The sequence below is a fragment of the Microcoleus asticus IPMA8 genome (genome assembly GCF_013179805.1).
Taxonomy (GTDB): domain Bacteria; phylum Cyanobacteriota; class Cyanobacteriia; order Cyanobacteriales; family Microcoleaceae; genus Microcoleus; species Microcoleus asticus.
The window spans coordinates 12,922-32,881 of record NZ_SRRZ01000083.1; the positions used below are offsets into that span (position 1 = coordinate 12,922).

At 45.9% G+C, this 19,960-nt stretch carries 20 protein-coding genes; 9 read left to right on the forward strand and 11 right to left on the reverse strand.

Features of this window, described 5'->3' with window-relative positions:
- Positions 1-40: 40 nt before the first annotated feature.
- From acpS to der, 4 genes are all read right to left on the reverse strand, one after another.
- Complete coding sequence (gene acpS, locus E5S67_RS20765; RefSeq protein WP_172190292.1) at positions 41-499, reverse strand: holo-ACP synthase; 459 nt, start codon at positions 497-499, stop codon at positions 41-43.
- 176 nt (positions 500-675) lie between these two features.
- On the reverse strand, positions 676-1,671 hold the full coding sequence (locus E5S67_RS20770; protein ID WP_172190293.1) for an energy-coupling factor transporter transmembrane component T family protein: 996 nt from the start codon (positions 1,669-1,671) through the stop codon (positions 676-678).
- A gap of 181 nt (positions 1,672-1,852) precedes the next feature.
- Positions 1,853-2,224, reverse strand: a complete 372-nt coding sequence (locus tag E5S67_RS20775) for a four helix bundle protein (RefSeq protein ID WP_172190294.1) — start codon at positions 2,222-2,224, stop codon at positions 1,853-1,855.
- 106 nt (positions 2,225-2,330) lie between these two features.
- Positions 2,331-3,692, reverse strand: coding sequence for a ribosome biogenesis GTPase Der (gene der, locus E5S67_RS20780; RefSeq protein ID WP_172190295.1), 1,362 nt, complete (start codon positions 3,690-3,692; stop codon positions 2,331-2,333).
- A gap of 204 nt (positions 3,693-3,896) precedes the next feature.
- On the opposite strand from der, the gene E5S67_RS33510 reads away from it, so the two are divergent.
- Positions 3,897-3,974, forward strand: a complete 78-nt coding sequence (locus E5S67_RS33510; RefSeq protein ID WP_246276898.1) for a hypothetical protein — start codon at positions 3,897-3,899, stop codon at positions 3,972-3,974.
- Positions 3,975-4,201: 227 nt separating this feature from the next.
- The gene (locus E5S67_RS20790) at positions 4,202-4,744 is read left to right on the forward strand and encodes an acireductone dioxygenase (protein ID WP_172190296.1); all 543 of its coding nucleotides are present in this window, start codon (positions 4,202-4,204) and stop codon (positions 4,742-4,744) included.
- A gap of 93 nt (positions 4,745-4,837) precedes the next feature.
- Here the strand turns inward: E5S67_RS20790 and E5S67_RS20795 are convergent, their stop codons facing one another.
- From E5S67_RS20795 to E5S67_RS20810, 4 genes are all read right to left on the reverse strand, one after another.
- Entirely contained in the window at positions 4,838-5,644 is an 807-nt protein-coding gene (locus tag E5S67_RS20795; protein ID WP_172190297.1) for a hypothetical protein, read from the reverse strand.
- Between the two features lie 170 nt (positions 5,645-5,814).
- Positions 5,815-6,288: a DUF732 domain-containing protein gene (locus tag E5S67_RS20800; RefSeq protein ID WP_172190298.1), complete on the reverse strand. Its 474-nt coding sequence runs from the start codon at positions 6,286-6,288 to the stop codon at positions 5,815-5,817.
- A gap of 139 nt (positions 6,289-6,427) precedes the next feature.
- The gene (locus E5S67_RS20805) at positions 6,428-7,048 is read right to left on the reverse strand and encodes a cupin domain-containing protein (RefSeq protein ID WP_172190299.1); all 621 of its coding nucleotides are present in this window, start codon (positions 7,046-7,048) and stop codon (positions 6,428-6,430) included.
- Positions 7,049-7,192: 144 nt separating this feature from the next.
- Positions 7,193-7,762 (reverse strand): sigma-70 family RNA polymerase sigma factor, encoded by a 570-nt coding sequence (locus E5S67_RS20810; RefSeq protein ID WP_172190300.1) that lies wholly within the window; start codon positions 7,760-7,762, stop codon positions 7,193-7,195.
- A 772-nt stretch (positions 7,763-8,534) separates the two neighbouring features.
- On the opposite strand from E5S67_RS20810, the gene E5S67_RS20815 reads away from it, so the two are divergent.
- From E5S67_RS20815 to E5S67_RS20825, 3 genes are all read left to right on the forward strand, one after another.
- Positions 8,535-9,749, forward strand: coding sequence for a DUF4331 family protein (locus E5S67_RS20815; RefSeq protein ID WP_172190301.1), 1,215 nt, complete (start codon positions 8,535-8,537; stop codon positions 9,747-9,749).
- A 129-nt stretch (positions 9,750-9,878) separates the two neighbouring features.
- Positions 9,879-11,285, forward strand: a complete 1,407-nt coding sequence (locus E5S67_RS20820; protein WP_172190302.1) for a tetratricopeptide repeat protein — start codon at positions 9,879-9,881, stop codon at positions 11,283-11,285.
- 40 nt (positions 11,286-11,325) lie between these two features.
- On the forward strand, positions 11,326-12,813 hold the full coding sequence (locus E5S67_RS20825; protein ID WP_172190304.1) for a nickel/cobalt transporter: 1,488 nt from the start codon (positions 11,326-11,328) through the stop codon (positions 12,811-12,813).
- A 287-nt stretch (positions 12,814-13,100) separates the two neighbouring features.
- On the opposite strand, the gene E5S67_RS20830 is transcribed toward E5S67_RS20825, so the two are convergent.
- A complete protein-coding gene (locus tag E5S67_RS20830; RefSeq protein WP_172190305.1) occupies positions 13,101-13,538 on the reverse strand; it encodes a DUF6918 family protein in 438 nt (145 codons plus the stop codon).
- A 369-nt stretch (positions 13,539-13,907) separates the two neighbouring features.
- Complete coding sequence (locus E5S67_RS20835; protein WP_172190306.1) at positions 13,908-14,090, reverse strand: hypothetical protein; 183 nt, start codon at positions 14,088-14,090, stop codon at positions 13,908-13,910.
- A gap of 366 nt (positions 14,091-14,456) precedes the next feature.
- Here E5S67_RS20835 and E5S67_RS20840 point away from each other — a divergent pair, with 366 nt between their 5' ends.
- From E5S67_RS20840 to E5S67_RS20850, 3 genes are all read left to right on the forward strand, one after another.
- A complete protein-coding gene (locus tag E5S67_RS20840; protein ID WP_246276897.1) occupies positions 14,457-15,998 on the forward strand; it encodes a Ycf66 family protein in 1,542 nt (513 codons plus the stop codon).
- Between the two features lie 273 nt (positions 15,999-16,271).
- On the forward strand, positions 16,272-17,738 hold the full coding sequence (gene cobQ, locus E5S67_RS20845) for a cobyric acid synthase CobQ (protein ID WP_172190307.1): 1,467 nt from the start codon (positions 16,272-16,274) through the stop codon (positions 17,736-17,738).
- 67 nt (positions 17,739-17,805) lie between these two features.
- Positions 17,806-18,042, forward strand: a complete 237-nt coding sequence (locus tag E5S67_RS20850) for a 2Fe-2S iron-sulfur cluster-binding protein (RefSeq protein WP_172190308.1) — start codon at positions 17,806-17,808, stop codon at positions 18,040-18,042.
- 88 nt (positions 18,043-18,130) lie between these two features.
- Here E5S67_RS20850 and E5S67_RS20855 read toward each other — a convergent pair whose 3' ends face one another.
- On the reverse strand, positions 18,131-19,465 hold the full coding sequence (locus E5S67_RS20855; RefSeq protein WP_172190309.1) for a hypothetical protein: 1,335 nt from the start codon (positions 19,463-19,465) through the stop codon (positions 18,131-18,133).
- A gap of 96 nt (positions 19,466-19,561) precedes the next feature.
- On the opposite strand from E5S67_RS20855, the gene E5S67_RS20860 reads away from it, so the two are divergent.
- On the forward strand, positions 19,562-19,912 hold the full coding sequence (locus E5S67_RS20860) for an SDR family NAD(P)-dependent oxidoreductase (RefSeq protein ID WP_339382942.1): 351 nt from the start codon (positions 19,562-19,564) through the stop codon (positions 19,910-19,912).
- Positions 19,913-19,960: the final 48 nt, after the last annotated feature.

The window sequence follows — 19,960 nt, forward strand, 5'->3', positions numbered from 1 at the left end:
AAGTTTACAGTCGGTCAATTTTAGATTAAAGATTTCGATTTTAGATTTTAGTTTCGGTGTTTGTGGGCACGGCGTTGTTTGAGGGCGGGGTACAAAGGGCGATCGCCGTAGCCATAGAATAGTCTCCGTCATGGCTGAGGCTCAATTGCCACTGGCAATTTCCCCAAACAGAGGCTCGTGCTGCAGCGTTTCCGTGCAGTTGCACATTGGGAGCACCGTTTTCGGAACGCCGAATTTCCACATCTGCATACCGTATTCCCCGCCATCCCGTGCCTAGAGCTTTGACAACAGCTTCTTTTGCTGCCCAGCGCCCCGCTAGTTGGTTGCAGGAAACTCGATTCATTTTACCTTTAATGCTGCTGTGTTGAGAATTTAGTTGCCCGCAGTCCCTTTGTTCGGCGGGCGTGTAAACTTTTTCGAGGAAGCGATCGCCAAAGCGGTCTAATGCAGCTTGAATGCGCGGAACATATACGATATCTGTCCCAAGATAGATGTTCAAGGTCTTGGATCTCTAAATATTTGACTCCATTACTTTAGCAGGACTGTCACGTACCAGACAAAATTTACTCAAATGTAGGCCCGTACTGCAAACCACGAGCTTCATCAATCATTCCCAATTATTCAATCTCAAATTTAATCAATCAATCTAAAATCTAAAATCTAAAATCTAAAATCTCAACTGTCCCAACCCCAAACGAAGCGGGCACTCCAGAGGACGATCAAGCACCCGAGGGCGATCCAGTCTCGGATTTTCAATTGCAACTGGTGCCATTCTACACGGTGTCGATCGGGACTGGTGAAGCCGCGAACTTTCATGGCGCTGGCTATTTGTTCGGCTCGCAGGAGCAAGTTTTCTAAGAGTCGCTCGGCTATCATCAACCACACTTGAGCGGCGCGGCGAAATCCGAGTTTTTTCCAGTCGATCGCTCTGGTTCTGACCGATCGCACTAAATTTTGTATTTCTTCCAATACTAGGGGAATGAAGCGCAAAGATAACGTTAATGTTAGCGCTATTTCGGTAACAGGCCAGTTCAAGCGGCGCAGAGGTTGCATTAAGTTTTCAATCGCGCTGGTGATTTCTTCACTGGCTGTGGTAAGAAGATAGAGGTTGGTACTGTAAATTACTGTGAAAAATAGGGTGCTGACGTTAATAGCTAAATCTAGGGATTTGCGGGTGATTTTAATCGGGCCTTGTTTGAATAAAACGTAACGGTATTTTGTGGGTTGGGGGAGTTGATTTGAGATTTGGGATTTCGGATTGGGGATTGGGGGGTTTGAGCCTAAATTAAAAGTTTTGTACCAGGGTTTTGGCTGGGGCGGGGGTGGAAGAGTTGCGGGCTGTTGGGAAAAGGTGAATTCGTCGGCGGGGATGCGGGGCTGGTGTTCTGATGGGAGTGCGTCGGGGGCGATCGCGCTCAAGCAAAATATTAAAATGCAGAATAGCAGCAGCAGTCCCATTTGCTGTTTCCACACCCGCAAGGGGATTGCTGCTGTTAGTGTCAGTACGATTAACATTCCTACTAGCATCAACCGCCAGATGGGATTGGCGAGTATTGGCGCGATCAGAAATGTCATCAACCAAGCTAGTTTTACGCGGGAGTCTAGCCGGTGAAGCCAGGTTATTGGTTGTTCTAGGTAGAGTCCGATGGGGAGCGATCGAAGTAAGTCCATCTTGGGATTTTAGATTTTAGATTTTAGATTTTAGATTGTTTGATTGTTTGATTGTTTGATTGGGGATTGCTTGATTGGGGATTGTTTGATTGTTTGATTGGGGATTGCTTGATTGTTTGATTTATGGTTGGGATTGTTTGATTTTAGCTTAGCAATTTTTGTGGGTTTGAGATTGTTTTATTTATTTGCGGTTTGCTGTTGGGTTTTTAGCAATTAAAGTTTTGATAGAGGCCACTGTCATTGCTAAAATTTCATTTGTTTCTGACATAATACTCCTCAAATTATCGACATCTACCAATTTAGCTTCAACTATCAACTCCATCCAGTACAAACATTCATCTGCTTCTTCTTCCACTATTCTGAGTTTGGCAATTAAGTCTGCTGTCGATCTAGCGCGACAAGCTGCTCGATAGTTAGCCCCTACAGAAGTTCCTGAACGAATTAACTGCTTGCCAATTACCTCAGAAACGGTATTTTTCGGCAGTGAACTTACTAGCTTAATAACTCTTAATGCTAGAGCCTTCGTTCTTTGTTTAAACTCTTGTTCGTTCATCCGATATTTAGATTTTAGATGAAAAATTTTGCGGTAATTGGCAAGCAATTATATCATTTAACCGCCTTTTTTCTTCAATCTAAAATCCAAAATCGAAAATCGAAAATTACTTGACGCGCAGTGCTCTGTTTGTTGTGCTCATTTCGGTGGCACGAACTTTTTTGCCTCTCCAAAGCAGCCGCATTGGTGTACCGGTAAAGCCGAGGTGTTTGCGAAATTGGCTTTCCATGTAACGGCGGTAATTTTCGGTGAAGCGTTTGGGATCGTTGACAAACAGCGCAATTGTCGGTGGCTGCGATCGCACTTGAGTACCGTAATAGATTTTGCCTTGTTTTCCTTGGCGGGTAACTGGGGCTGAGTGCCAGCTTGTGGCTTCTTCTATGACTTCGTTAATGACGGCCGTAGTGACGCGGCGTTTGTGTTCGTCGGAGGCTTTGTCTACTAATTCAATGATTTTTTCAACTCGCTGTCCGCTCATGGCGCTAACAAAAATCATTTCTGCCCAGTCGAGGAAATAAAGTCTGGTTCTTACTTCTCTTTCGTACTCGTAAATGGTGTCGGAGTCTTTTTCTACGGCGTCCCATTTGTTGACGACTATGATGCAGGCTCGACCTTCTTGGCTGATGCGATCGGCTAATTTTTGGTCTTGATCCGTAACGCCGTCAATTGCGTCAATTACTAACAGTATGACGTTGGCGCGGCGGATGGCTTTGAAAGCGCGGTTGATGCCGAAAAATTCTGCGCCGTATTCGACGTTTTTCTTTTTGCGGATTCCGGCTGTGTCGATCAGGCGGTAGGTTTGACCGTTGCGTTCTACTAAGGTGTCGATCGCGTCGCGGGTTGTGCCGGAAATCGGGCTGACTATGGCACGATTTTCTCCGAGAAATGCGTTTAATAAACTCGATTTGCCGACGTTGGGACGACCGATAATTGCTACTTTAATTTCGTCAACTTCTGGTAATACTTCCGTGGGAAGGTGAGTAATTAATTTGTCGAGCAATTCGCCGGTGCCGTTGCCGTGAATGCCTGAAATTGGGTAAGGTTCTCCGAGTCCCAATTGCCAAAAGTCTGCTGCTTGGGTGAGTCCTGTATTTTCGGATTCGCATTTGTTGACGGCGAGAATGACGGGGACTTTTTGCAGTCGCAGCCAAGATGCGATCGCTTCGTCGCCGCCGGTGAGCCCGGTTTGTCCGTCTACTACGAAAATGGCTGCGCTGGCTTCTGCGAGGGCCGCCATTGCTTGTTCGCGAATTAAAGGCAGAAATTCTGTCTCGTCGTCGAATACTAGACCGCCGGTGTCTACGACTTGATATTCCCGATCGCCCCAGTAAGCCGGTCTGTAAGTGCGATCGCGCGTGATTCCCGGTTCGTCGTGGACGATCGCGTCTTGGGTGTTGGCTAAACGGTTGACGATCGTCGATTTGCCTACATTGGGGCGTCCAATAATAGCAACTATAGGTAGAGGCATAAAAGTAGCAGCAATTAGGCTGCGCCGTAATTTTGAGCTTTAATCTTTAATTATAAAGGAATGTCACTCAAATGGAAAGGCTTATTTCTGTATTGAGGTTACCTGTTTTTGTCGGTTTGTCATACGCATTTTATAGTCGTTCGGCGCGCTGTTAGGTAGCCACCCGTACTGTGGAAAATTGCTTGGCAGCTAATTTTTGCATTTTTGATTCTCAAAACTGCTCGGGGTTTGGCGGTGTTTAAATTTTTGGGAGATTTTGTCACCCTGTTTTTCAACCAGTAAGGTGCAGCGTGCATGGAACCCTACTCTCTACTCTCAATCTTATTAAATAAAAGTTAAAATTTTAATTTTTAGAGTCAAGCTGTGATAAATTTTTAATAAATTGTTAGACCAAATATCTAATTTTAGCGATCGGTTATTATAGAAAACAAGCAGGATTTTAGTCTGTCACACTAGATGGAAACAGTAAACTAAATTATCCTCAAAGCCAAATAAATAGGTGGTTTACAATGGCTGTTATGCAACTAGAAGACGGTAGGACTTATAGGGATATCGGGGCGATCGCCAGCCAACTGGCTGTTTTAAATGTTCAGATCGATCGTCTGCCAATGAGGGAAAATCCTGCGGTTCGAGAACTGCTAGCCCAAGACATTCTCAATGTAACAGAAAAACAGCAGATACTCGCAGCATTTCAAAGCGAGTTGCAACAGTTCAAGCGTGCAGACGGATGTCAGTGGTGCGACTTAAAAGTGCTGCACCCCGGTTCGCCACAGATTTACCCGCTCATGGCTCAAAGCAATCGCACTCACACCCACACAGATCCAGAAGTTCTTCACATTTTAGCTGGGGAATGTGTTTTTGGGTTTGTGTATTCTAACGGCTGTCAGGTACAGTTAATGCTGGAAGCTGAAGAATACATTAAAGTGCCCGCAAATACCGAACATTGGTTTTATCTCACTCAGTCGTTGTACTTGAAAGCCGTGCAGTATTACACAACTGCTCAAGGGTGGGTTCCTCAGTACACTAACAGGAAGTTAAAAATTAAAAACTAATGTAGTGCGAGCCGTGCACATATTCGTAAAAACTCAATGTAAGGTGCGTACTGCGCACCTTACTAAAAATTAATGTTACCCATGAAAGGCTATCTAATCGAGTGGTGTAGCTATTTCAATTTCTTCGCAGCGCTGCAAAAGCGCTTCTATTTCCTGAGCTAAAAAAATTACTTCCGGCCAAGAAGAACCGTTGATTAAATCTTGAGCGTGAGCTAATTTGTTTCTCAATGCCTCTGCTGATTTTAAAAAACGCTCTCCGTAGCGTTTGGATTTGAGTCCCAGCCGATCGACTATTTCCGCAGAAGTCAGGATTAAATCTCGCTTGTCGCAAAATTGCAGGTAATCGATTAGATCAATCGCTTCATTTCGCGATCGCCCCAATTCCCAAAGGTGTTTTGCCGCTACGATGCGATCGCCCTTAAGCAATTTCTGCCAAGAATCTTGGGGAAAGTAGATGCGCACGATTCGCAATAAATTCATTTCCAAAAGCGTCACCAATCCAAATAGCAGCATCCGCACCGGTGCTTTTTGCAAATCGCCGCAGGTAACAATTCCGTTGATCCTGTTGCTTTCCAATACAAATAATCTCGGTTTTTCTCGCAGCAGCGGGAGCAATTCCATTAAAGGAGTGGCCGCGGCGATTAATTGTGAGGGGTGAAAAATTTGCTGGTAGTCGCTGCACTTGCCTTTACCTAAGTGCGATCGTTCTACATAGCCGCAAACCGTGCCGTTTTCTTCGATACCGAGCACGTCAAAATCGCGGGCCTCCATCCACGATCGCAATTTGGCTGCGTCTTCGCAAGCGGGGACAGCTTTCAGCGGTTCCGCGAGGTATTTAACTGTAATGCTGTCTTTGAATAAATCCCGCAAGTCCGCGGAGCTTGATTTTAAATGTTTCATGTCCGGTAACTTCATGGATCGTTGCTGCAAGTAGAGACGCGGCATTACTGTGGAGAGCATCTCAGTTTTGTAAAAAGCATTTTTTAGGAGTGCGAGCGGGACGATCGCACACCGACAGTAAAAACAAAACTGAGATGCTCCCTTACCGCGTCCTTACAGATTTCATGATATTACTTACTGGCTAATTCCGGGCAATAATGGTTGGCGGCAAGGGTGGTAATAATATCGGCATCGGCGAGAAAACTTTCTTTGACAGTTGGATTTTCGATACTCGCAGCTTGCCCGATCGCTCTTAATTTAAACTCCGGCAGAGAAAGTCCCGATTTTGCTTCCGCACACATTCTTTTAGCTGTGGCAATTTTTTGACCGGGGGCCCTTTGGATTTCTTGCAGTAAATTGTTCGTTGCTTCTGGAGAGTAGCTTTTTGCTAAGCGTTTGTAGTCTTCGAGAAATTTCCCATCGTTTCCTGTCAGCTTAATGTCGGATTCTTGAGGCGAACACAACAAATTTAAGTTAATTACTTCTCCCGCTGAATTGACCAGAAAACATCCTTCGCGTTCTTGGGCGATCGCGCTTGGGTCGCTGGGTACAAATTGTATAATAACGGCGGACAAAACAGCAGTTAAACGCAAGTATTTTAGCATGGGAATTACGTGATATATTTTGAATTTTAACCGCAGAATGCGGAGCCGTAGGGTGTTAGGGAGTCAGAGCGTGTAGCGACATAAACCAGCCCCGACTAAGCGAAAAGCAATTATTGCAGGAAATTTAACCGACATAATATCAGACGAGCATTTCGTTGTCTATGGAAGTTTTCATTAACAGCAAACATCCCCCTTCTGTGAGGGGCGAATGTGTGGAACCGGGAACCGATCGAATGTAGTCACCTTGATGGCAAATTTCCCCTTCTACAATTAAGTCTCCTTCTAATACAAGCACTTCCTCCGAGGCAGCGTGTCGGTGCATGGGAAATGTTACTCCCGGTTCTAGTCGCATCAAGCAGGTAATTTCGCGCTTTTTTTTGTCAATGTAAAGCTTGCCGAACGAGACTCCCGGAACTCCATAAGATTTCCATTGAACATCGTGCGATCGCACGATTAAAGATGGAGTATTGTTCTCTGTTGGGGAGCTAACAATGGGCTTTAAATTGACTGATTCTGCCGGAGTTGGCGGCAGTTCGGCTATGCGCTGGAACAGGCGGTTTTTGAGGTCGGGAGCGACAGGAACTGGGGGGGCTGTGTAGGCGAGCGCGGCAATTGCTGCTTCAAAAGCTGCTAATTCCCTTGTAAGTTCTGCGGACTCTTTCAATTTCTCTGCAAATGCGCCGCGTTCTGACTCGTCGAGGATATCGAGAGCTTGAAGGGCTGCAAGGATTTTATACTCCTCGTCTGGCATCATTTCCATCTGTTTTCCGCCATTAATTGTAATTCAGCCTAAGTTGATTTTAAATTTGAGATTGGTCTGCTGCCCTCGCACTCAAGATGGATGATTGGAGATGCCATAATTTTAGATTGATGTTACAAAACTTCAATTTTGTTTTTTGAAAATCTAAAAAAATTGTTCGCTCAAAGCTTGACGCAATTTGGAAATACCCAACCTAATTCTGGTTTTGATTGTACCTGTCGGGATACCAGTTTTAGCCGCGATCGCCGCGCAAGTCAGCCCTTGGTAGTAGGCGAGTTCGATCGCCTCTTGCTGTTCCTTTGGCAGTTTTTCTAAGGCTGCTTTGACTTGTTCGCTGCGTTCTTTAAACATTGCATCTTCCATCGGTTCTGCAACGCTAGAGATGGGTACTTTAGCATCTTCCAGACAAGCTTCAGCAGCCCGGACTGTTCGCTGCATCGCTCGGAGCCGATCGAGGGAACGGCTGCGGGTAAGCATGAACAACCAAGTATCTGCTCGACTGCGAGAAGGATCGTAAGTTGCTGCTTTTTGCCAAATTTGGGAAAAAACATCGAGTACAACTTCTTCAGCTTCTTCTACCGAACCCAGAATTTTGTAAGCGAGAGCGTAACTTGGGCGACCGTAGCGATCGTAAAGTTTAGCTAATGCCGTTTGGTCTTTCCGGGCAATCTGCACTAAAAGCAGCGATTCATCGCCTGACTTCTGGCCTGTCATTTCAGTGTACCCAAAATTTTTGTTTTGACGGCACAGATCCAAAATTAACAATTCGGCGTATATCAGTACAGAACATAATTGTAAGTTTGAAGTTGGGGGTACAAGCTGGAGTATGCCTTTTCGGGCTAATTTTGTCGTGCTTTGAATTGTAAAAATCCCAAGTCATCTTGAATTTTACCACCTGATTAGTAATTTTTTTGACACTTAGCAATCCGCTTTATGCACAACGAAGAAATGCCCTGAGCCTGAACAGTCAATCGATTTTAGATTTTAGATTTTAGATTAAAGATTAAAGAATTGAAGCATTGACCCCCACGGATTAATTCGGGGGGCAAGTTTCATCGGATACAGGTTTTTTATTTCTGGACGGATGAATCCGGGGGCTTGTATCCTGGATGCTTTCGGTTAAACCAGCGATTCACTCGTTCCTAAGCTTTGTTAGTTCGCTCCCAAGAAAAGCCTAGAAACCTATACAAGCGATGCTCTGGCTCCACTAGAGCGAGGGAGGCTCTGTCTTTGAGCAGGGATTCCCAAAAATAGTCCGGGAACGAGTAAATGCTCAATAATGCCCTTTTTTACATAAATTAATCTGGCAGCACAGATCCAAAATTGCCAAACCTTCGTATACAACCAATAGGAGAAGGCTCAGCAACAGCTCAAAGGCCCGACAGGTTGACAGATTTCCACCTGTTGCTACAAAACTAAAACCCGCGAATGCGGGTTATTTACCATTGATTTGTGGAAAAATTTCATTGAAATAAAGGTGCTAACTGTGAAGCTCACAAAAAAAATTCGCCGAACCATACTAGCTATTGAAGTAGCTCTAATTGCTCTATTAACTCCAGGGATAATTGTCGCTTCCGACCACGACGACGGCGAAGTAGATATCAAAGGTCGCGCTGTCAATTTAACTGACCTCTACGTATTTCGGGAAAAAGACCAAAATTCAGGAGCTGCCGAGGGGGATTTAGTATTGATCCTGAATTCAAATCCCAGGTCTGTAGCTCGCTATCAATATTATTTCAGCACCACTGCTCTCTACCAAGTTCACATCTCGCAGGTAGGTGACGTAAATTCTACCCCGACTGGACGCGCCGATATTGTGTTGCGGTTTGCTTTCAGTCCGCCTAACAATAAAGGTATGCAGGCAGTGGCTGTAACTGCTGTTCGCGGTGGCTCGGAGACAGTTGCTAAGACTACAGTCAACGGCGGGCTAATTGCCACAACTCCGCTGAATTCTAACGCTGTTTTGAATACAGTACCTGTGGGCGGTTCTAACCTGACTGTATTTGCAGGCTTGCGGGAAGACCCGTTTTTCTTTGATGTCGAACAATTTTTTAGAGTTCGCGCCGCAGCTTTGGGAACGGGGCCGCGCACTGCTTTTAAACAACCGAATCAAGCGATCGACTTTACTAAAGGTTACAACGTCAATACAATTGCCGTGCGCGTTCCGAAAGCGTTTTTGCAAGCAGGAAGCGGGGCGAATACTTTTGATGTTTGGTCAACTGTTTCTATCAGAGACGGAGCTGGCGGTTTCAAACAATTCGAGCGTTTGGCGAGACCTGCAATTAATGAGGGTTTGATAGTTACTCCCGACTTCCTGGAAGCATTCAACAGTATTCCTCCGAGATTGGATTTGAGCGGTGCGGCTGCTCCAGTGCGGCAGGAAGCTGTTGCTACTCTAAATGCTGTGGATCTTTTGGACGGTCGGGATAATGTCGATCCAAATGCGATCGCCGGAGCTTTCTTACCCGATGTCATGCGGATCGATACCACAAAAACCAGCGGCTACGCTAGCGCTACAAATGCTCAAGGAAGCTTGATCGGAGGTCGTATGCTGATGGACGACGTTATTGATATCACTCTGGGAGCTTTGGTGGGTTCTCCGGTTGGCGATAACGTTTCATATAACGGAACTGCGGGAAATCCGGCTCAGGGACACAAACCTTTAGAACCGAATTTTCCTTATTTGGCTTTGCCTAATTAGTCATTAGTCATTAGTCATTAGTCATTAGTCATTAGTCATTAGTCATTAGTCATTAGTTATGAATTATTGGCTAATGACAGATAGAAAATACTTTTTTAACCGCAGATGAACGCTAATTAACGCGGATGTATGAAAACTAAAACTAAACCGGAAATAAAATCTGACATTTTCTCGTGGGGGCGGCTGATAGTAGCTCCTTTAGTTGGAATGGTAGTCGTGAATTTACCTCCTAATTTGCGTTTTATTTCAGATAACTTTTCTAACAAAACTCCCGAAAATCTCGATGCTAATTACCGATATCATTTCTCGGAAAGTTTGAGAAATAATCCGAATCAAAAGGAAGCAATTCAGCAAGAAATTGCTTTTTACCAGCAGTGGCTGGCTGTTGATTCCCGCAGCGGTTTGAACCGGGCGGCACTGGCGGGATCTTATTTAAAAATGGCTCGCGCAACTGGGGAGGGAGGTTGGTTTTTATTGGCAGAACAGGCGGCTCAAAGGTCGATCGCCGATTTGCCTTTTGACAACAAAGGTGCGCTTTTAGTTTTAGCTCGAATTGCTGAGGCAAGACACGATTTTGCTACTGCTTTGCGCTTTGCTAAACAGGCGGGTTCTGACAATGAAGATGCGATCGCCCTTTCAGTTACATCTCACTTAGCGATGGGAAAAGTGAGCGAGGCAAATGCAGCCGCAGAAGCCTTAGTTAACCGGATTCCGAACTTGGGTTCTCTCACTTTGAGAGCATTGGTGAGAGAGTCTCAGGGCCGAGATGCTGACGTTTTGCAGGATTACCGCCAAGCAATGGCGGCGGAGGAACCGGGAGAGGTTGCGGGTTCGGCGCGGGCCCGATCGCTCTTGGGTCGATTTTACGCGCGTCGCGGGCAGTTTGTGCAGGCGAAAGCGCTGTTTTTGGAGGCGCTGCGGTTGGTGCCGCGATACCCGCTGGCGCTGATTTATTTGGCGGATTTGGAGACGCGGCAGGGTAATTATCGGGAGGCGGAAGGCTATTACAGCAAGGTTTCGGCGTATTCTGGCCATGTTGCGACTGTGTTCGACCGCATTGTCGATCGCGGTATGGCGAGGGTGAAGAATTTGCAGGGAGATGCAAGCGAATCCCGGCGACTTCGCGACAAAGCAGAAGCGGGGCTGCGACAGGAACAGGTTTCTGGAACTCGCGGTTTTGGGCACCGCAGGGATTTGGCGAGTTTGCTGCTGGAAAAAGGTCGATCGCAGGATGTCGCGGAAGCGCTGGCGTTAATGCAGGAGGAGGTGAAAATTCGGCGGGATGCGGTGACGCTGGATACTTTTGCCTGGGCGCTTTCCGCCGCTGGGGAATGGCAAAAGGCCGATCGAGTGATGGCCGAAATACTGCGATCGGGCATTCGCGATGCGGGGATGTTTTACCGGGCTGGTGCGATCGCCCGCACTTTAGGTAAGGATGCTGAATCTCGCGCTTATTTTCAAAAGTCCAAGGAAATTGACCCGAGTTTTGACGATCGATCTCGCCAAGCATTGGGTTTGGGAAGTTATGAATTTTGAAATCAGCCAGAAGAACAGCCTCTTGAAGCAGGAGAAATTTATGCACACAAAATTTGTGCGATCGTACAAATATCTGATTCTTTTTTTTCTGACAATATTACTATTTTTCACAACCTCAACCAGACCAGTTTACTCGCACTGGTCAGACTTATCTGTAGCAGAAATAGTAGTCAACGATTTGCAAACTGAAGTAACATTAACCTTCCCAACCGGCTTAACAAACTTCGCCGACGACAATCGAGACAGCCAGCTACAACCTGCTGAAGTTCGGAGCCATCAAACACAGCTAGACAATTTTTTTAGCCAACAAATCCGCATCGCCAACAGTAGCAACATTCAAGGATCTGTAGCAGTAACATCGCTAGAAATAGCAGCTAAAACCGCCAGCTTAATCCAGCAGCCGAATACCCACAGCACCTTAATCTTAAACTACACCTGGGCCGCACCTTCTCAAAATATAACCCCCGGTTTACCTGACTCAATTTCCATCTCAAAACCCGATAAATTGCGGATTAATTACAATCTGTTTTTGCCCGGAGTGCTGACAGCTAGCTGTCAAGCTACGATCGTGCAAGCGGGTGCTGTAAAAAGCTTTGTGTTTACGCCGCAAAACCGAGACTTTTTGTTAACGGGAAATGAATCTATCTGGGATTCTGGTTGGAGTTTGCTGCTAGCAGTAGCGGGAGCCTTTGCTTGGGGATGCGTGCACGCGATGTCGCCCGGACACGGAAAAACCATAGTCGGCGCTTATTTAGTGGGTTCGCGGGCTACTCCGGTACACGCTTTATTTCTAGCAGCGACGACTACAATTACTCACACTGCCGGGGTGTTTGCTGTGGGCGGAATTACTTTGTTTGCTTCTAACTTAATCGACCCAGAAAAATTAGATCTTTGGCTGAGTTTAATCTCGGGTATATTAGTAGCATTCATCGGGCTTAACTTACTCTTAGAAAAAATCAAAACTAGGTTGGTAGTGAGGACTGAAGTTCTCAAAAAAATCAAAAGAAAATTTTTTAATAGTAAAAATTGGTTTCTAAGGACTAAAGTCTTTACTGTCGAAGGTGAAGAAGCAGTAAATCTTTTGAGTAGGGGAAGTTGGGAGAGAGAATTTAAACCTGTAAAACCCGATATATCTCACCACTACCACCATCACGGAGACGGCCGGGTTCACTCGCATTTGCCGCCCGGTGCTGACGGTTCTCCCATTACTTGGAAAAGCTTATTAGCTTTAGGAATTTCCGGCGGTTTGTTGCCTTGTCCTTCCGCTTTGGTGATGCTGTTGAGCGCGTCGGCTTTGGGCAATGTTGGTTTGGGAATGACGCTAGTGGTAGCATTTAGTTTGGGATTGGCTTTAGTGCTGAGTGCGATCGGATTAATCTTAGTTTATGCCAAACGTAATTTTGATAAACTGCCAAAGCAGATAACCGCAGTCAAATTTTTGCCTGCGATTAGCGCGATGTTTGTAATGTTTTTGGGGTTGGGGATTACCGGACAGGCTATGTTTAAAATATTGGGGGCGAATCAGTGAGTAATTCGCAATGGATAAGTAGCGTCACCGAAATCAACCAGCACTTACGCCTAAATCGTGTTTATAAATTTTCTCTAGCTGGGGATTCTTGATAGTTTTTGGGTGCCAAAATTGAACTAAGCTAATCAGCATTTAAATTGCATCGACAGAAATAATCAAACCATTAGTGGGCTGTTGTTCGCAGCAAGGCCAGAAATATGCAATTTAAATGCTCAACAGCTTAGCAGGCGGGAAGTCCCCGCCCCGACAAGGGTTTGAATTGGCGGGAAGTCCCCACCAATTCAAGATCAGCTCGCACTATGTTTATTAATAATTTCGGCTAAATCCGGTACTCCCTTTTCCACGTAAGTCTTAGCTGAGGGGCGGAGTTTGGCATAGGCGCCTTTAACAACCCCTCTTGTGCTGTTCTCTACCCTTTTGTCGCTGATCTGGAGCAATTCGTCTGCCACTATAGCTTTTCTTTCAGCAAGATATTCGACCGGGTTGCCATTGTTGACCGCTTCAGTCCACATCGGATCGAGTGCGATCGAGATTTCTGGCAAAAGTTGATCGACGACTTGGGCGCAATAGTCAGCCCGTATCCCATTGACAGTAGAGTAGGCAGCTTTAAGAGCCAGACCGCCCAATCCCGGCGCTGCAGCAACTTGTTTGTCTATCAACTTTACACAGTCATCAACAAAAGTTTTTCTGTTGTTTTCATCCAAGAGAATATCGCCAAGTCCCATTTTCACTTTCCTTGATTTAATGGTCAATGTGCTTATTAGCTTTCAACTCAATCAGACATCATATATCTATTTTGATCGTTTACTCAAAATTACCTGACTTTTTTAAGGTGGAATGTCTCTACTTGACAACCTGATGTTGAGATTTGTTTAGTATCTTATGGGAACTAATGTCCGATATGCTACTCATTATTGAGCTACGGTTTGTAGTAAGGGCTTTAGTCCTTATTAGCTGATATTAATGAGGACTAAAGCCCTTACTACCAACTGATGAGTTGTGAACAGTCACATAGCAAAGAGAAGTACTCGAAAAAAATATTAGAGAGACTCTGCCTAAGTTCGATCGCGCTTGCACGTATCTTGCACGTATCATTACGATTGGACGTTCGGCTTGATGCCCGCAGGTACTGCAACGAGGGGAAGTTTGACGGTTTGAGCCGGACGATCGCTCGATCGCAATACTAAATTTTTCGGTAATGTGGCGGAAGTGCTTAGTCCGGGAAAGACTTGAAGCGATAAGGTTAAGCCGGCCGCTAATAAAATTTTTTCTAACATGGCACTGTCTCCAATACATATGCCCTAGGGCATAATTCCTCTTACACATACACCATATAAACATCCTCTGTCCCTTGGTGCGATCGCACGGGCATAGTTAAGTGACACATATCACGACAAAAGAGGGGGTGATGGGAATAGGGGGTGATGGGGTAGGGGGGAGAGAGAGTAGTCGGGGAGAACGGGAAAATCTTTACGCTTGACTTCTTGCGTCAAGATCCGTTAAATCCGTTAAATCCCCTACACTGCTCGTTGCCGAACTTCCCGAAAAATCGAGAATTGTCCGAGAGAAAGAAGCCGTTGAGTCTCTCTGAAAGGTAGAATTAGCGCGTAGAAGTTATTTGACACAGCGGAGGTACCGACAATATGCTTGCATACTTTCTGGCGTTGGCGGTCGGTCTAGGCAGCTTCAGTATTTACATGGCTGCCTTCTTTTTTCCAGAAGTTCACCGCAAAAGTGATTTTACCTGGAGCGGGGTAGGGCTTTTTTATGCGTTAATTTTATGGGCTTGTGCGGGACGAATTACTGGTGCTCTCCTGCTTGGTCAAATGGCGGGTGTGGCTATGTTGGGTTGGTTTGCTTGGGAAACTCTGACTTTGCGCAGGCTGGTGACGCCCGTTGCTGAGCAAACGCCGATTCCTCAGTCCGTGAGTTTGCCGGGGGCAGCAGGTGGACTGTTGGCGGGCTTGTTTACCAAGAAACAAGAGCCGGCAGCGAAAAAACCTAAGTTTGTTCGATCGCCCAAACCGAAAACTGATGCGGTTCCAGCACCCGCTGTGGATAAGGGCGAGATAAAGCTAGAGGAAGAGCCCGCGATTCCCCCAATAGCTGAAATTATTGCCGAAAGTTCGATCGATTCGACAGCCGAAAGTGCGATCGGCCCTGACTTGAAAATTCCCGACAGGAACGCACCTGCAATTGCAGAAATACCCGTCTTTTCAGTCGAAACTCCTGCTGCTGAGACTTCACCAACCCCAGCAGAATTAGCCAGCAACTTCACTCCTCTACCTCTACCTCTAGAAATTTCTGAAATTCCCGCTGCAGCAAGTTTGGAGCCAGCACAGGCTCAGCCAGAGCCTCAACAGCAGCCAGAAGCCGATGATTTTGACGAGATGGAAACAGAATGGAGGACAGCCGTTAAAGACTCGCAAGCCGCAGCGGCCGCAGCGGTCGCGGCCCCAACTCCTGCCAAACCTGCTAAAAAATCCGGCGGTTTCGGGAGTCTGTTCGGCAATATCAAAAATAGTCTCGGCGGTATTTTGGGACGGGGTGCGGGTAAAAACAAGTCTGATGCAACTCCCCAGACACCAAAACCTTCAGCGACTCCTGAATCGATCGCACCTGAATCTAAAATAACGGCAAGTCCTGCACCGGGTATCGACCAGATTCTCGAATCCGAATTAGCCGAGGCGGCCGCGGAAGTGGCAGCCGAAAGCAGCAACACTGCTGTTGAAACCAGCCAAGCAGTGCCGTTTCCCAGGGATGTTGAAGCAATGGCCGATTTGATGGCGGCAGAAATCGCGAGTTTTGACAAAATAGGGGAAAGTCCGATCGACGAGCGATCGTCCGCCCAAACCCAGACACCTCTGGCTGCGGTTGGTGAACCAGAAGCAACAGCCCCTGCTGTATCTCTGGAAACCCAGACACCGCTGGCTGCAGTTGGTGAACCGGAAGCAGCAGCAGGCGTACCGGAAGCAGAAGCCCCAGCAGCATCGATAGAAATGACTGTGGTGGAAATGGCAGCGCCTGTAGAGATAGAAGTACCGGGAGAACCTGGGTTGAGCGTGCAGGTGGAAACGGTTTCAGTATCAGTGATCTCGATCGAATCCACAGGTGAAGAACTCTCTTCTGAGGGAGAACAACCAAAATTGATTCGCCCGAATCCCCCCCCTTCGGAGCTAGTATAAGCTGCTCAAGCGGCCGATGAATCCAAGTCTGAAAATCTATCCGACGAAGATAAGCCCTCATCTTGAGGCTAAAAGCAAAAGGTAGAAATCAGAATTTTTTTTGATTCTGCCTTCTGCCTTCTTACTTATTACTTTTTACTTTTTACTTCTTACTTTTTACTTCTTCCCTCTTCCCTCTTCCTTCTTCCTTCTTCATTCTTCCTTCTTCCTTCTTCCTTCTTCCCTCTTCCTTCTTCCTTCTTCCTTCTTCCCTCTTCCTTCTCCCTTAATATTATGAAAGCAATTATGGTCGTGGGAACAACATCTCACGCAGGGAAATCTTTACTTGTTGCAGCTTTGTGTCGAATCTTTGCTCGGCGAGGCTGGCGGGTAACTCCGTTTAAAGGTCAGAATATGGCACTGAATTCCTATGTCACAGCCGCCGGCGGAGAGATTGGTTACGCTCAAGCAGTGCAAGCTTGGGCCGCAGGCGTCGCACCTTGGGTAGAAATGAATCCGATTTTGCTCAAGCCGCAAGGAGACATGACTTCTCAATTGATTGTCAAGGGTCGGGCGATCGCAAATGTGCGAGCATCTCAATATTACGAGCAGTATTTCGATATCGGCTGGCAAGCTATTCGGGAATCTTTAGAATTTCTCCGTCAAGAATTTGACATGATTGTGTGTGAGGGAGCCGGTAGCCCTGCTGAAATTAATCTCAAACACCGCGATTTAACAAATATGCGGGTAGCTAAACATTTAAAAGCTCGAACTTTGCTAGTAGTTGATATCGATCGCGGCGGCGCTTTTGCTCACATTATCGGTACTTTGGAATTGCTCGATCCAGACGAACGGGCTTTAATTAAAGGATTCATTATTAATAAGTTCCGAGGACAAAAATCGATCTTAGATCCGGGTTTAACTTGGCTAGAAGAAAGGACAGGAATCCCGGTAGTTGGTGTGATTCCTTGGATAGACGAAGTGTTTCCCTCAGAAGATTCTCTCGATTTGCTCGATCGGCGTTCTCCCAATTCTCAAACCGACATAAATATTTCGGTCATCCGCCTGCCCCGAATTTCTAATTTTACCGACTTTGACCCCTTAGAATCGGAAACTTCCGTCACCGTCAAATATGTCAGCCCAAAAGACCATTTAGGCCATCCCGATGCCGTGATTTTACCAGGGTCTAAAACTACAATTTCCGATTTGCAAGTGCTGCGCCAAACAGGTATGGCAAAAGCTATTCAAAATTATTTAGTAGCTGGCGGTACAGTCATGGGAGTTTGCGGCGGCTTTCAGATGCTGGGACAAAGTATCACCGATAAAGAAGGCATTGAGGGAGAAAAGGGCGAATTTCCAGGATTGGGATTGCTGCCTTTGAAAACTGCGATGGCACCGAACAAAATTGCGCGCCAACGAATCGTAACATCTAACTATCCTCAACCGGGTTTGCCAGTTTCCGGTTACGAAATTCATCAAGGAAAAACGCAAATCCTAGAGTCAGATTTGACTCAACCGCTATTTGACGATGCTAGTTTAGGCATTGTCAATACTTCTCAATCAATTTGGGGTACATACCTGCACGGCATCTTTGACAACGGAGCTTGGCGGCGAGCTTGGTTAAATCACTTGCGGCAGCAGCGGGGACTCCGCGCATTGCCTACAGGTATTCCTAATTACCGAGAACACCGAGAAACTCTGTTAGACTCTCTAGCAGATACAGTGGAAAAGCATTTAGATATCAAGCATATTTTAGGTTAATTAGTTAACTGTTGACTGTTGACTGTTAACTGTTAACTATTGTTGTTAGAGTTGAGGTTAAAATTAAATGACAAAAGTTTGTTTTTTACCAGATAATGTTTCAGTTGAAGCTGAACCCGGAGAGCTTTTGCTAGATGTAGCCAAACGTGCAGGGGTTTCTATTCCTACTGGCTGTCTCATGGGTTCTTGTCACGCTTGCGAAGTAGAAATTGATGACGGAGATACAATTTGTGCTTGTATTTCCGGCATTCCTTCGGGGAAAAAGCAAGTGACAATTAATTTGTATGTTGACCCGACTTGGTAATTTGTCACTTAGCAGTTGGCAGTTGGCAGTGGGTTGTTGGCATTAGTCATTAGTCATTAGTCATTGGTCATTAGTCAACAGTCAACAGCTAATTTTTTTGCCATTCTTGCTGTTTCTTGCGAGCAGATTGCAGCCATTTTTGGGATTCGGGATAAACAGTTGTACCGGGCTTGACGGATTCTAATTGATTGATAATTTGTTGCAACTGGCTGAGGGAGTAAGCGGGATTTTGAGAATTCACATTATTTTGCAAGTTGGCAAACAAGCTTTTAGCTTCTTGCAAAGCTTTTGCAGAATCTTTTTCTGCTTCCAGTCTAATCTGGGTAATTCCTAAATCTTTTTGATATTGAGCGAGTTTGGTTTGAGCGTCGAGATAGCCAGGGTTATCGAGAGGAATCAATTTCAGTCTGTTAATAGCTTCTTGCCACAATTGTGCTATTTGCTCCCACTGTGCGGCGGGATGTGGCGGTTTTTTGGCGGCGACGGCTGCGGAGAGAGCAAATTCTTTGGCAGCTTCAATTAAGTTGTCAGCCTGCACAGAACCGGTGGCGATGCCGCCCATTGCTTGAAAGTCTCTTTCTGCTGCTTTGAGTGTTTTTTTAGCCGTTTCTCCCGCGAGGGTTTCGGCGGGAATTTGATTGAGTTGGTCGATCGCACTTTGCCAATTTACCGTCGCTTTTTGTCTATCCGCAGCCGTTTTGGCTTGCTGATACTCCTGTTTCGCGGCTTTTAGGGTTTGTTCGACTTGATTTAACTGAGTAAAAGCATTTTTTTGCTGGAAAATCTGAGCCTCCATCCGCCCGACATTTTTGCGGGCGGCTTCAAATTCATCGAATGTAAACTGCCAACTGCAGCGGAAAAAAGAGCAGTACCTCTTTGGGTAATAGCCGAGGAACCACACCGGTAAGGCGTCGAGGTGTTTTTGAGCCTCTTTTGCTTTAATTTCGCCCAAGTCAAAATCAGCGACAGCGGTGGCTTTATTCACCAGTTGATCGGATTGTTCCACAAGGGCGATCGCCTGCCGGTAATTGTGATCCATACTCATAAAACTCGGCAGCAACAATATCGGCATTGTTTTGGCCACGGGCCAGCGAATCATGGGAAAAGGTAGGTTAATCAGCCAAATTATCCCCGCAGCACTTCCCAACAAACTCCCAGCAAAGATGATTTTACCGAACAATCCGGGCGGGCGGTTGGCTTTGACGGCAGCTTTGAGAGCTTGTTCGCTGAAGTTAGGAAATTCGTCTTTGAAGGTATCGCGGATTTCTTCTCTTGACGCGAAAGTGCCGTTTTGCGATCGTAACTTCTCCAACCGCTTGATTACCATCCGTCGGTAGACATCACCGGCTAGACTATCAGCCGCCGCGCACTTGTCAACTTCGGCCCGCAAAATTTCAAAAGCTTGATCGGTAAGACGCGCCATAAAACTCACCTATTCCCTTTTAATTATTTTACAGGTTCCAGTCAAAATAATTGTTAAAATATATAAAGTTTATATCAAATAATGCGAATTAAGTTCATGCCCACTGCTTTAATCACTGGTGCTTCTGGCGGAATTGGTGCAGCCTTTGCCGCCGAATTAGCCAAACGCCAGCACAATCTAATCTTGGTAGCTCGTTCCGAAGATAAATTGCAACAGTTAGCTGCTAAACTGCAACAATTCAAGGTTCGGGTAGAAGTAATCGTGCAAGATTTGAGCGCACCGGGCGCTGGAACTGCTGTATTTGATACGGTTGTTAAAAAAGGTTGGACGGTTGATTTGTTGGTGAATAATGCGGGTTTTGGAGATTACGGTGTTTTTGCCGATCGCCCGCTTGACAAACAACTAAGGAATGAAAATTTAATAACATCAGCGATGTATAATAAATAAATGAGTGAATATGAATAGGTTTATGTTGCGGTAGAGATGTCAAATATT

Coding starts and splice junctions, on each gene's coding strand:
- E5S67_RS20770 (WP_172190293.1), bottom strand. CDS start 1,671: ATGGACTTACTTCGATCGCTCCCCATCGGACTCTACCTAGAACAACCA.
- E5S67_RS20775 (WP_172190294.1), bottom strand. CDS start 2,224: ATGAACGAACAAGAGTTTAAACAAAGAACGAAGGCTCTAGCATTAAGA.
- der (WP_172190295.1), bottom strand. CDS start 3,692: ATGCCTCTACCTATAGTTGCTATTATTGGACGCCCCAATGTAGGCAAA.
- E5S67_RS20790 (WP_172190296.1), top strand. CDS start 4,202: ATGGCTGTTATGCAACTAGAAGACGGTAGGACTTATAGGGATATCGGG.
- E5S67_RS20795 (WP_172190297.1), bottom strand. CDS start 5,644: ATGAAACATTTAAAATCAAGCTCCGCGGACTTGCGGGATTTATTCAAA.
- E5S67_RS20800 (WP_172190298.1), bottom strand. CDS start 6,288: ATGCTAAAATACTTGCGTTTAACTGCTGTTTTGTCCGCCGTTATTATA.
- E5S67_RS20805 (WP_172190299.1), bottom strand. CDS start 7,048: ATGGAAATGATGCCAGACGAGGAGTATAAAATCCTTGCAGCCCTTCAA.
- E5S67_RS20810 (WP_172190300.1), bottom strand. CDS start 7,762: ATGACAGGCCAGAAGTCAGGCGATGAATCGCTGCTTTTAGTGCAGATT.
- E5S67_RS20820 (WP_172190302.1), top strand. CDS start 9,879: ATGAAAACTAAAACTAAACCGGAAATAAAATCTGACATTTTCTCGTGG.
- E5S67_RS20825 (WP_172190304.1), top strand. CDS start 11,326: ATGCACACAAAATTTGTGCGATCGTACAAATATCTGATTCTTTTTTTT.
- E5S67_RS20830 (WP_172190305.1), bottom strand. CDS start 13,538: ATGGGACTTGGCGATATTCTCTTGGATGAAAACAACAGAAAAACTTTT.
- E5S67_RS20835 (WP_172190306.1), bottom strand. CDS start 14,090: ATGTTAGAAAAAATTTTATTAGCGGCCGGCTTAACCTTATCGCTTCAA.
- E5S67_RS20840 (WP_246276897.1), top strand. CDS start 14,457: ATGCTTGCATACTTTCTGGCGTTGGCGGTCGGTCTAGGCAGCTTCAGT.
- cobQ (WP_172190307.1), top strand. CDS start 16,272: ATGAAAGCAATTATGGTCGTGGGAACAACATCTCACGCAGGGAAATCT.
- E5S67_RS20850 (WP_172190308.1), top strand. CDS start 17,806: ATGACAAAAGTTTGTTTTTTACCAGATAATGTTTCAGTTGAAGCTGAA.
- E5S67_RS20855 (WP_172190309.1), bottom strand. CDS start 19,465: ATGGCGCGTCTTACCGATCAAGCTTTTGAAATTTTGCGGGCCGAAGTT.
- E5S67_RS20860 (WP_339382942.1), top strand. CDS start 19,562: ATGCCCACTGCTTTAATCACTGGTGCTTCTGGCGGAATTGGTGCAGCC.